Consider the following 11,843-nt stretch of genomic DNA (forward strand, 5'->3'; position numbering starts at 1 on the left):
TTCACTCTGGTGGATGCTGACGATCCGGCCGACGCGCTGACTTTGCCGCACGGGGCGCTGTGCTTTCGAAAAAGGAACCGAGCCGTTTTTGACGCGCGATTCTTCTTGACGCCCATCGTCAAGGATCATGTTCGAGCTCCTCGTCCCGCATCGGAACGGCACCGGTATCATGACATGCAAGTTACAGGGAAAGGATAACCCTTACCGTTATTTGATCGTGCCGGCTTTCATGCTGATCGTCATGGACATGACATGATCTTAATCCTAATAACACCTGTCAAACGGGGGTTTCAGACATGATGAAGGCATTGCCGCGCGTGCGGCAGGTGAAGGCGCGCGCGTTGGAGTCGAGCGCCATTCTGGTGGCGTTGATGGTGGCAGGGCCCGCCTTTGCCCAGTGCGTGCCCGATCCGACGCAGAATGATACGCCCACCAGTTGCACCGGGACCGACAGTGACGGGCTTCGGGTCATAACCTCCAACAGCGCGATCGACGTCGCTTCGGGTGCGGTGGTGTCGAACAGCGGCGCTCCAGCCATCGCGTTCGAAATCCCCGCATCGGTGACGAGCTACGCCAATGCCACGCTGACCGTGGGCGGCCGGGTGGATGGCGGCGACCAGGCCGGTGTGCAACTGACCCGCCAGTCGACGAATTCCGGCTATTCCAGCGTCCAGCTGACCATGACGGTCCGCGCCGAAGGCGTCGTCACGGGCGCCAATGGCGTCGTCGTCGGACAGACCGACGCCAGCTATGGCCAAGGCACCGTCTCGATCGACAATAGCGGTACCATCGCTGCCACCGGGACCGGATCGGCGGGCTATGCGCTGCTGTCGACCATGCCCGCCTATGCGGGTTTCTCCTCGATCACCAACCGCGCAGGCGGGACGATCGGGGCGGTCAGCGGCCCGGTCGGAACCTTGACCAATGCCGGCACCATCGATGGCGGTGCCCGCAGCGCCGTCGATTGGGGTACGGGATACCGCTCGGCGGTGGTCGCGCAGAGCACGTCCAATAGCGGCACGATTACCTCGAACGGCACCAATGCGACGCTCGCCAATCTGACGTCGACGCTGACCAACTCCGGCACCATCCGCAATACGGGGTCGGGCGCGGCGATCACAGGCAGCGCGATGACCCTGAACAACGCGACCGGCGGGCTGATCGCGAGCGGGGGAGCGACGGCCATCCAGACCATGTCCGGTCTGACCCTGGGCAATCGCGGCACGATCACGGGCGATGTCGTGGCCATGGGTTCCGGCAATGTGATCGACAACAGCGTGGGCACGATCACCGGCAATCTGACGCTGGGTTCGGGCAACGACACGCTGGTCGTCGGCTATGCCGATGGCGACATCCGCACCGGAATCAGCGGCACGATCAATGCGGGCTCTGGCACCAATACCATGCGCATCCGCTTTTCGACCGATGCCATAGTCGCCTCGACCCCAACGATGCTCGCCGGGTTCCAGCAGATGATCCTGGCTCCCGACGCCAATCGGACCGCGACGCTGGCCAACGGTTTCTCCGCCACCGCGCCCGTTCAGATCGTCGGCAACGGCACCGTCATCAACGCCACCACGCTGAGCGGCGCGGGCACCGTCCTGACCGACAATAGCGGATCGCGCACGACGCCGACCATCGTCAATACGGGCGCGATCACGGCGACCGCGGGGCCGACCGGCACCTTCCCGACCTATGCGGTGCAGTTGAACATCGCCAAGCGGTTCGAGAATAGCGGGACCATCGACGCGGCGGGCAATGCCGTACTGTTCAATCCGTCGGTGGGCAGCTTCGTCAATTCGGGCACGATCACCGCCGGGGGGGCCGGCGTCCAGCTATGGGGAGGTGGTTTTGCCAACTCCGGCACCATCCGTTCGACCAGCGGCATCGGCGCGATCCTGAGCGGATCGTCGGGCACCAACTGGACCAATAGCGGCCGCATCGAGGGGGCGACGGCCGGCCTTTCCTTGTCAAGCAGCCTCAGCAACAGCGGGACGATCATCGGCTCCGGCGTCGGCGTCGAGATCAGCTCCTATGGCGACCTGACCAACCAGGCAGGCGGCGTCATCACCGGCGGGCTGCGCGGCGCCATCGCGCCGTCCGCCACGAACAGCACCATCTTCAACGCCCGCATCTCGAACGCGGGTACGATCAACGGCGATGTCAGCTTCGGCAACGCGCCCTATATCGGCTCCTCCAACTCGAACGTCTATCAGGCGCTGCCCGGCGGTGTGCTGAACGGCAATCTGACGCTTGGCCAAGCCGATATGTTCGTCACCGAACTGACCGGCAGCAGCGTCGGTCGCTATGCGGGGGTGACCGGCACGGTGTCGTCCAATGGCGCCAATTTGCGCTACCGGGTGCGCACCGATGCCAGCTCGACGATGTTGTCGGACGCCAATTTCAACGCTTTCGGCTATGACCTGATCGACAATGCGACGCTGACCCTTACGGGGACGGGCTCGGGTCGCACACTGCTGCTGGCGGGGCAGGGCATTGTCGACCTGACGGCGGATCTCGCGACCGCGAACGTGGCGGCGATCACCGCGACCACGCGTATCGCCCAGCCGGGAGAGGATTATCCCAACAACTCCGCCAATGCGCTGACCATCATCAGCCGGGGCAATCTGACCCTGAGCGCCACCAATTCGAACAGCTTCCCCGGCGCGGCGGTGCTGCTGGCAGGCGGCGACGCCTTCACCAACGCCGGTACGATCACGGTGCTGGATCAGCGGAGCACCGTTTATGGCAGGCTGGCGGGTGTATCCGGCGGCCTGATCACCAATAGCGGACGCATCGGCCAGGCGAGCGGCAGCGTGGCGGTGAACGGTGTCGCCGATTTCGCCTCGCTGGTGAACACCGGCACGATCCAGGTTGCGGGCAGCGCGGTTCTGCTCGGCTATGGCTATGACGGCCGGGTGCCGACGGTCGACAATAGCGGGCTGATCGCCAGCACGAACGGCCCGGCGATCACGCAAGGCTATGGCTATGTCGCGACCATCAACAATCTGAACGGCGGCACCATTACGGGTGGCAATGGCACCGCCATCCGTGTCGGCAGTACCAAGCTCAGCAATGCCGGGACGATCATCGGCAATGTCGACCTGGGCTATGATCCGTATAACGGCCGGTCCTCCGGTCCCTCCTCCTATATCGTGGCGGGCGGGACGCTGGTCGGCAATCTGCGCTTCGGCAACGGCAACGACGTCCTGGTCGTCACCGATGGGCAGACCGGCGTGACCGGCACGATCGACGCCGGGGACGGCAACGACACCTATCGTCGCGCCTTCACCAGTTCCGCGACCGTGACGCTGGGCGAGGCGCCGCTGGCGACCTTCGAGCAGGAGGACGTGCAGGCGATCGGTGCGAATACCGTGCTGACGCTGACGGCCGCAGGCACGCGTTCGACGCTGAACGCGGTCGGCGACGGCCAGATCGTCAACATGGTCACGGTCGATGGCGGGGTGACGTTCGGCGAACGCCCACGATACCCCTATTATAACGAGCCGTCCCTGCCGCTCGCCGCCTTCACCAACCAGGCCAGCGTCACCGGCCGGGTCGAGGGCACCGCGACCCGCTTCGTCAACAATGCCAGCATCGGCACGGCCGATCTGTCGCGGACGGCGGTGTATCTGTACGCGGCGTCTTTCGAAAACACCGGCAGCATCCAGAACAATGGCCTGGATCCCGCCGTCGAGCTGATGTCCGACGGCACCGCCATCACCGCGATCAACAGCGGCACGATCGCCGGCGGACTGAGCGCCTCGGTCGGCAATAGCCTCGGCTCCAATGGCGCCGCACCCACGACGCTGGAGCCGGTCCAGATCGCGCTGACGAACAGCGGCACGATCACCTCGATCGGCGGGGCGACGACCCTATCGCTCACCGTATATGATCCCCAGGCGGCGGGCGGCAGCCTCAGCGTGACCAACAGCGGCTCCGTCGTCGCCAGCGGTGGGGCGGGCACCGGCGTGCAGATCGGCTTCCAATCCGCCGGAACTTCCCTGCCGTCCCCGTCGCCCGTCCGGACGATCAGCATCGCCAATTCGGGCACGATCAGCGCCAATGGCGGTGGCGTGACCTATGAATCCTATCTCAACGGCCCACTCATGGAACCGGTCTTGGTGCCCTACACCTTCTGGGCGACGGGCCTGAGCGTGTTCGGCAGCGGGATCGAAACCGCCACGATCACCAACGCGGCAAGCGGCACGATCGCAGCGACCGGCGAGAAATCCTCCGCGATCTTCGCCGAAAACGTCGCGATCGACCTGGACAATGCCGGTACCATTAGCGGGAGCGCGGGCACGACGCTCGACGCCAGGGACGGGTTCGGTCAATATTACGCCACATCCTATCTGGCCGGAGCCATACAGGCGACCGGCACCAATGACGACCGGATCGTCAACACCGGCACCATCACCGGCTCGATCGCGCTGAGCGGCGGGGCAGATCGGATCGAGAATTACGGACGGATCGAGGGCAATGTCCTGCTGGGGGTGGGCGACGACAGCTTCCTGCAACGTGCCAGCGCCACGCTGATCGGCACGGTCGATGCCGGTGACGGCACCGACAGCCTGATCGTCGATGCGACCGGGGGCGGCACCGTCAATGGCAACCAGTTCGTCAATTTCGAAAGCCTCACCCAGACCGGCGACGGCAATGTCACCTATACGGGCAATTTGCGGGTCGATGCCATCCGGGTGTCGGGCGGAGCGCTGACCGTCGCGGCGGGACAGACGATCACGGGCAGCACCACCGGCATGGTCGCCATCGTCGGTGGCGACGGCAGCGACACGATCACCAACAACGGCACCATCACCGGGTCGGCGCGGCTGGGCGGCGGGAACGACCGGTTCGTCAATGCCGGTCTGGTCCAGGGTTCGGTACAGCTGGGCGGGGGCAATGACGGCTTCGTCGAGGGGGCCGGGTCTCAGGTGACGGGCGGGGTCGATGGCGGCACCGGCACCAACACCTATACCGTGCTGCTGTCGGGCGACCGCAGCGGCATCGGCCAGCGCAGCAATTTCCAGCACTTGGCCGTGACGGGCAGCGGCACGCTGTCGCTGACGCTCGACCAGGGGTTCAATGGCATCGCTCTGGCGGGCGCGGGGCTTAACCTGACGCAGGCGGGCTATCGGGTCGGCGCGGTCACCGGCTCCGACGCGGCCGAGCAGCTGCACATTGCCGAGGATATCGCCAGCATCGCGCTGGGCGGGGGCGACGACGTTCTGGTGCTCGACAGGGCGCAGGCGCTGGGCCGCTATGATGGCGGGGCGGGCAACGACGCGCTTCGCTTCGGCAGCACGGCTCCGGTCACGCTGGGCGGGACGGCGACCGGGTTCGAGAGTGTCGCGCTGGCACGCCCTGCGCTGACCGTTACCGGCACGCTCGGTTCGGAGGGGGCGCCCTTGTCCTTCGGTGATGGCGATCTGTCGCTGACCATCGCCAATGGCGGTGCGCTGCTCGGGGCGATCGATCTGGGGGCGGGCAATGACGCCCTGCGCCTCTCGCTCGGTTCGCAATGGCAGGGCGTGGTTGCGGGCTGGGCGGGCGTCGACACCGCCACGCTCGAAATCGCGGGCAACCGGACGCTGATCGGCGGCACCCTCACCGGGTTCGAGACGCTGACGACCGAGGGCATGGGCACCCTGTCACTGACCGGCACCCAGGCTTATGGACAGGTGTTGGCCGCGACCGATCTGGCCGTCGTGGCGGGCGGCAATTTGGTGACGGGCCAGGTCGTCTTCAGCGGCGCGGACCAGCGCTTCACCATCGCCGGCGGCTTTGCCGGGGCCGTGGATGGCGGCGCCGGCACCGACACCATCGCGCTGTCGGGCGGCAATGCCAGCGCCCCGGTCGCCTTTAGCGACGTCGCCAATGTCGAGGCGCTGACGACGACCGGCGGTTATGCCACGGTGTCGGGCAAGGCCGCATTCGGCAATGTCGACATGGCGGGCGGCCGCCTGGTCGGTTTGGCCGGATCGACGATGAGCGCCGCGCAGTTCCTGGTCCGCCAGGGCGCGACCTTCGGTTCGGCGGGGACGGTCAACGGCAATGTCGTGGTCGCGGGAACGCTCAGCCCCGGCGCGTCGCCGGGCACGATGACGGTCAACGGCAATTTGACGCTGGCCAGCGGATCGACCTCGGTCTTCGAGCTGACTCCGACCATCTCGGACCAGCTGATCGTGAACGGCATGATGACGATCGGCAGCGCCTCGACGTTGCAGATCACCTCGACCGCCACGATCGCACCGGGCAGCACCTATGACCTGATCATCGCCACCGGCGGGATCAGCGGCAGCTATACGACCGTGCAGAAGCCCGCCGACCTGCTGGGCTTCATCGTCCAGCGCGCGAACCGTATCCAGTTGTTCGGCCAGTTCGTCGCCGATACGCGCTTCAATCCGCAGGTGTCGCGCAGCATCGCCTATGCCAACAGCGTGATCGCGGGGGCGTCGACCAACAGCCCGGTCTTCGCCGCCTTCCCCGCGCTGCTGACCGATACGGGAACCGCCAACAGCCAGGCCTTCGCGCAGGTGACGCCCGAAGCCTATGCCTCGGCGATGCAGATCGGCGTCGACAATGCGCTGGGGCTGGTCCAGGCGGCACGCGGACCGGGCTTCGCGACGACGCAGGAAGAGGCCGGGGCCTTCACCTTCGGCCAGATGATCGGCCAGACGCACCAGTTGTCGGCCGATGCGGGGCAGGGGATCAACGCGGCGCGGACCCGCAGCTATGGGATGCTCGGCGGAATCGGGCTGGGCAATCGCGACTGGATGGTCGGGTTGTTCGGCGGTTATCTCGACACGCGCCAGACGATCGAGACGCTGGGCGCCTCGACCGATGCCGACGGCGTCGTGGCGGGCCTGCACGGCCGTTTCCTGCGGCCCAACGGGTTCGGGGTGGACGGCTCGCTCATCTATGACGGCGCGCAAGGCCGCGCCACCCGTGTCGTTCCGGGGACGGCATCGGCACTGGGCAGCTATGACTTGCACAGCACGACCGCCGACGTCTCGGCCCATTATGCCAAAGAGATGAAGGGCGGCTGGACGCTGACCCCGCGTGTCGGGCTGACCTATGTGCGCACCACGCGTCTGGGCTTCACCGAAACGGGCAGCCCCTTTGCCCTGACCCTGACGCGCCAGTCGCTGACCGCCAGCTTCGTCGATGCGGGCGTATCGCTGGAGCGAAGCGGCCGGTCGAACGCGCCGCTGCGCCCCTTCGGCACGCTGGGGCTTCGCTATCAGCTTCAGGGCACGGGAACGCGCGCGACGGGCGGCTATGGCGGCGTCGCGCCCGACCTGCTCGCCCTGGGTGTCGCGCGCGCCCCGCTGGTCGGGACCGCGACGGCGGGCGTCTCCTATCGCTTCGCCAACGGGCTGGACCTCTATGCCTCGGGCAGCGCGCTGATCGGCAGCGGGGATCGACAGGGCACGGCCATGGCGGGCCTGCGCCTCAGTTTCTGAGGATCAGAGGGCCGGGACGGTGATCCGCCTCGGCCCCTATGATGAACAAGAATTCATCATCCTATATTCCCGATCCCGCCCAAACGTCATCAAAGCGCAATGAACCGGCCCCAAGGGCTCGCCGCATAATCCTTTGGGGGGAATCCAGATCATGACTTCGTTCAACCCGCGTTTTGCGGGGCGGTTCTTTGCGTCCAGTGCGCTTGCTCTTCTGATCGCCACGCCTGCTCTTGCAGCCGAGCCCGAACCGGCGAAGACGGCTGCGCCCGACGACCAGAAGACCAATGCCGATGGCGCGTTGAACGAGGTCATCGTCACCGCCGAAAAGCGCCCGCAAAGCCTGCAAAAGACCCCGATCGCCATCTCGGTCCTGTCGGCGGAGGATCTCCAGAACCGCCATGTCCAGTCGCTGGTCGACCTGCAGGACGGCGCGATCCCCTCGCTCCGTGTCGCGCCCTTCTATTCGCGCAATTCCGCGCTCATCATGAACATCCGCGGCATCGGCGTGCTGGCCGACAGCAACCAGCCCGCGCGCGACCAGGGCGTCGGCGTCTATATCGACGGCGTGTATCTGGGCCGCGCCCAGGGCCTGGGCACCGCGCTCTACGACATCGAGAGCATCGAAGTGCTCAAAGGTCCGCAGGGCACTTTGTTCGGCCGCAATACCGAGGGCGGGGCGGTCAGCATCGTGACGAAAAAGCCGACCGGCGAGTTCGGCCTGACCGCCACGGCGGGCATCGGCAATTTCGGCAGCCGCAAGGCCGAGGCGCATCTCAACCTGCCCGAATGGCACAATTTCAGTGTGAAGCTGGACGGCATCGTCACCAAGCGCAACGGGTTGGTCGACAATCCGCTGCCCGGCCAGGCGGACTTCAACGGCTTCGACCGGCACGGCGCGCATGTCGAGCTGCTGTGGAAGCCGGAAGGTGGCGTCAGCGCTGACTATGCCTTCGATACCTCCTATGACGCCTCGACCCCGCTCTATCTCCAGTCGATCACCGCCGGCACGCTGGCCCGCGCGCCCGCCCTTCCGCTCCAGCCCGACCGGGTGCGCACCGCCAGCATCGGCGTGCCGCAGCAGGAGAGCATCGGCAAGACGCATGGCCATCGCCTGACGCTCGGCCTCGACCTGGCGCCGGGCCTTCAGCTCAAGTCGATCACCGCCTATCGCGAACTCGACCAGAGCCAGTATGACAATGGCGGCCAGAACAGCACCACCTACAAGCCGAACGGCGCATTCAGCCGCTACAGCCTGGCGGGCTTCGCGCAGAACCAGTTCAGCCAGGAAATCCAGCTGATCGGCGACAGCCCTCGCCTGAAATATGTCGCAGGTGCGATGGCCTATCGCGAGCATACCACCGACAATGCCCAGGCGTTCAACACCATGGTCTGGAATGGCGACGGCACTGCCGCGACTGTCGCCACCTACAACATCGCCACCGTCCCCTTCGACCGCGCCAGCCGGATCACGACGCGCAGCATCGGTGTGTTCGGCCAGGCGACCTGGACCCCGGCGATCCTGGACGATCGCCTGCACGTCACGGGCGGCGCGCGCTACACCCGCGACATGAAGCATGGCGCGCTGTTCATCGTGAACGGAAAGACGCCCAATGTCGACGGCGTGGTCGCCCCGCGCAAGCTGGATGCGGCCTGGTCGCGCGTCGATCCGCTGGTGACGCTCGCCTAGGGTCAGGACTCGTTGATCACAGCCAGAAGATGACGGTGGCAGCGAGGGTGACGGCGGCAAAGAAGGCAGTGGGGCAGCGATCGTAGCGGGTAGCGACCCGACGCCAGTCTTTGAGGCGGCCGAACATGATCTCGATGCGGCTGCGGCGCCGGTAGCGGCGCTTGTCGTATTTGACCGGCTCGTTGCGTGATCGCCGGCCCGGGATGCAGGGCTGGATGCCTTTGGCCTGGAGGGCGTCCCTGAACCAGTCGGCGTCGTAGCCGCGGTCGCCGAGCAGCCACTGCGCCTTCGGCATGTCATCCAGCAGCGCTGCCGCGCCGGTGTAGTCGCTGACCTGGCCCGCGGTCATGAAAAAGCTTAAGGGGCGCCCGTTTGCATCGGCGACGGCATGTAGCTTGGTATTCATACCGCCTTTGGTGCGGCCGATCAGGCGGCCAAGATCCCCTTTTTTACCCGCAGGCTTGATGCCGTGCGGTGCGCCTTCAGATAGGTTGCGTCGATCATGACCGTCTGCGGCTCGGCGCCAGCTGCAGCCAGACCTTCCATCATTCGCGTGAACACGCCGGCCTCGCCCCAACGCTTCCACCGATTGTACAGCGTCTTGTGGGGGCCATACTCGCTAGGCGCATCTCGCCAGCGAAGCCCGTTGCGATTGACGAATACGATGCCGCTCAGCACCCGCCGGTCGTCCACCCTCGGCTTGCCATGGCTCTTGGGAAAGAAGGGCCGCAGCCGCTCCATCTGCTCGTCCGTCAGCCAAAACAGGTCACTCATCTCGGTCTCCTTGCGGAGCCTGAATCAGATCGCGACGCTCACATCAATGGGTCCTGACCCTATGACGTGACCGACGCCGTGCATGTCTATGGCAAATGGTCGGAGGGGTATAAGTCGGGCGGCGCCAATTCGCGCTCGCTGCGTTACGCCCCGTTCAACCCGGAAACGCTGTCGATGTTCGAAATGGGCGCCAAGAGCGAGTTTCTTGACCGCCGCGTACGCCTGAACCTCGCCGCCTATACGGGCGCGTACAAGGCGATCCAGATCGACTTCCAGGCGAACTATCTCCAGGTCGATGCGCAGGGCAATCTGCTCCAGACCAACCGCACCACCATCGAGACGACCAATGCACCCGGCACCGGCCGTGCCAAGGGTGTCGAGGCGGAGCTGACCGTCGCGCCGATGGCGGGCCTGACGCTCAGCGCCAGCTATTCCTATAACGACGTGACGATCCCGGCGACGGTGAATCCGTTTCCGCAAGGGGCGAGCGGCGTGATCGTGACCACGCCGATCAAGATCTATCCGGTCTACACGCCCGCGCACGCCGCGAGCGGGTCGATCGATTATGAGCGGCCGGTGGGCGACTATAGCCTGGTCGCGCATCTCGACGGCAATTACGACAGCGGCTTCTATGCCAGCTACAACGACCCCGCGCCGGGGGTGAGCCAGCCCAAGGGCGACCCGGGCTTTGTCGTCAACGGCCGTGTCGGCGTGACCGACATCGCGCTGAACGATACGGGTGCACGGCTCAGCGTCTCGGCCTGGGCACGCAACCTGCTGAACGAGCAGCATATGTTCTACAAGGGGCTGAGCACCCTGACCGGCGTGTCGGGCTTCTTCAACGAACCGCGCACCTATGGCCTTGAAGCCACGGTGAAGTTCTAATGCGTGCAGCCATCGCGATCGCCGTGCTGCTGGCGGTACCGGCAGGGATGGGGGCTTTGGCCTCCACCCCCGTGCCGGTCCCCGCGCACAGCCGCGTCCTGCCGCTACAGGGCGGGCGCAACTTCCGCGATCTGGGCGGCTATCGCACCGCCGATGGCCGGACGGTGAAATGGGGGCTGCTCTATCGCTCGGGCCAGATGCATGATCTGACGCGAGCGGATTACGCCTATCTGCAAAAGCTGGGCATCCGCACCGTCTGCGACTTTCGCGACACGCGCGAGCGGGCGGGCGAGCCGACGCTCTGGCCCGCCGGTCGGAAGCCGAAGGTGCTGAGCGACGATTACACGCTCGACGTCAGCGCCATGAAGCTGCCCGGCGATCCTGCCACCTGGACGCATGAGCAGGTCGTGACGGCAATGACCGCGACCTATCCGAAGCTGCTCGACCAGTTCAACGGCCAGTACCGCCGTATGTTCGCCGAACTGCTGGCGGGCGACGTGCCGCTGGCCTTTCACTGCACGGCGGGCAAGGACCGCACCGGCGTCGCGGCCGCGCTGTTGCTGACCGCGCTGGGCGTGCCGAGGGCGACGATCATAGACGACTATCTGCTGTCCAACCAGCATATGGCGCCTAGCCCTGCGCACCCGACCGGCTTCTGGGCCCGGCTCTCGCCCGAAGCCGCACGCGCCTTCGCCGGGGTCGACCGCCGCTATATCGACGCGGTGTTCGCGGTGACCGACCGCCATCCGGGCGGGACGATGGGGTTTCTCAAGGACGAAATGGGCCTGGGGCCAAGCCAGATCGCCAAGCTGCGTGCGCTATACCTGACCAAGGGGTGACCGTCATTCCTCCCCTCACAGGGGAGGAATTAGCGTTCTTGCCTGAACGACTATCCTCCAAAACCAGAGCCTCTACATAAATCGATTGTGACGTCCGCGTCATCGACCCGTCATCACAATCACATCGTAGCGTAACAAACCCCGGCCACGGGGGCGGGAACGACCGGCGCCGGGGGGTGTCGGCACGACCAA

At 65.9% G+C, this 11,843-nt stretch carries 5 protein-coding genes; 4 read left to right on the forward strand and 1 reads right to left on the reverse strand.

The window, feature by feature from the left end:
• Positions 1 to 296 precede the first annotated feature (296 nt).
• Together ACWPWT_RS06825 and ACWPWT_RS06830 are read left to right on the forward strand one after the other, a co-directional pair.
• A complete protein-coding gene (locus ACWPWT_RS06825) occupies positions 297 to 7,466 on the forward strand; it encodes an autotransporter outer membrane beta-barrel domain-containing protein (protein WP_454279074.1) in 7,170 nt (2,389 codons plus the stop codon).
• A 151-nt stretch (positions 7,467 to 7,617) separates the two neighbouring features.
• Positions 7,618 to 9,153: a TonB-dependent receptor gene (locus tag ACWPWT_RS06830; protein WP_454279075.1), complete on the forward strand. Its 1,536-nt coding sequence runs from the start codon at positions 7,618 to 7,620 to the stop codon at positions 9,151 to 9,153.
• A 16-nt stretch (positions 9,154 to 9,169) separates the two neighbouring features.
• Here ACWPWT_RS06830 and ACWPWT_RS06835 read toward each other — a convergent pair.
• A protein-coding gene (locus ACWPWT_RS06835; protein ID WP_454278138.1) for an IS5 family transposase occupies positions 9,170 to 9,927 on the reverse strand; the annotation gives its coding sequence in 2 pieces (ribosomal slippage) (positions 9,170 to 9,594 and positions 9,594 to 9,927; 759 coding nt in all).
• Between the two features lie 66 nt (positions 9,928 to 9,993).
• On the opposite strand from ACWPWT_RS06835, the gene ACWPWT_RS06840 reads away from it, so the two are divergent.
• The gene (locus tag ACWPWT_RS06840; RefSeq protein ID WP_454279076.1) at positions 9,994 to 10,812 is read left to right on the forward strand and encodes a hypothetical protein; all 819 of its coding nucleotides are present in this window, start codon (positions 9,994 to 9,996) and stop codon (positions 10,810 to 10,812) included.
• Positions 10,812 to 11,651, forward strand: a complete 840-nt coding sequence (locus ACWPWT_RS06845) for a tyrosine-protein phosphatase (RefSeq protein WP_454279077.1) — start codon at positions 10,812 to 10,814, stop codon at positions 11,649 to 11,651. Before ACWPWT_RS06840 ends, ACWPWT_RS06845 begins: the two co-directional genes overlap by 1 nt.
• Positions 11,652 to 11,843: the final 192 nt, after the last annotated feature.

The sequence above is a fragment of the Sphingomonas sp. Marseille-Q8236 genome, assembly GCF_965112005.1.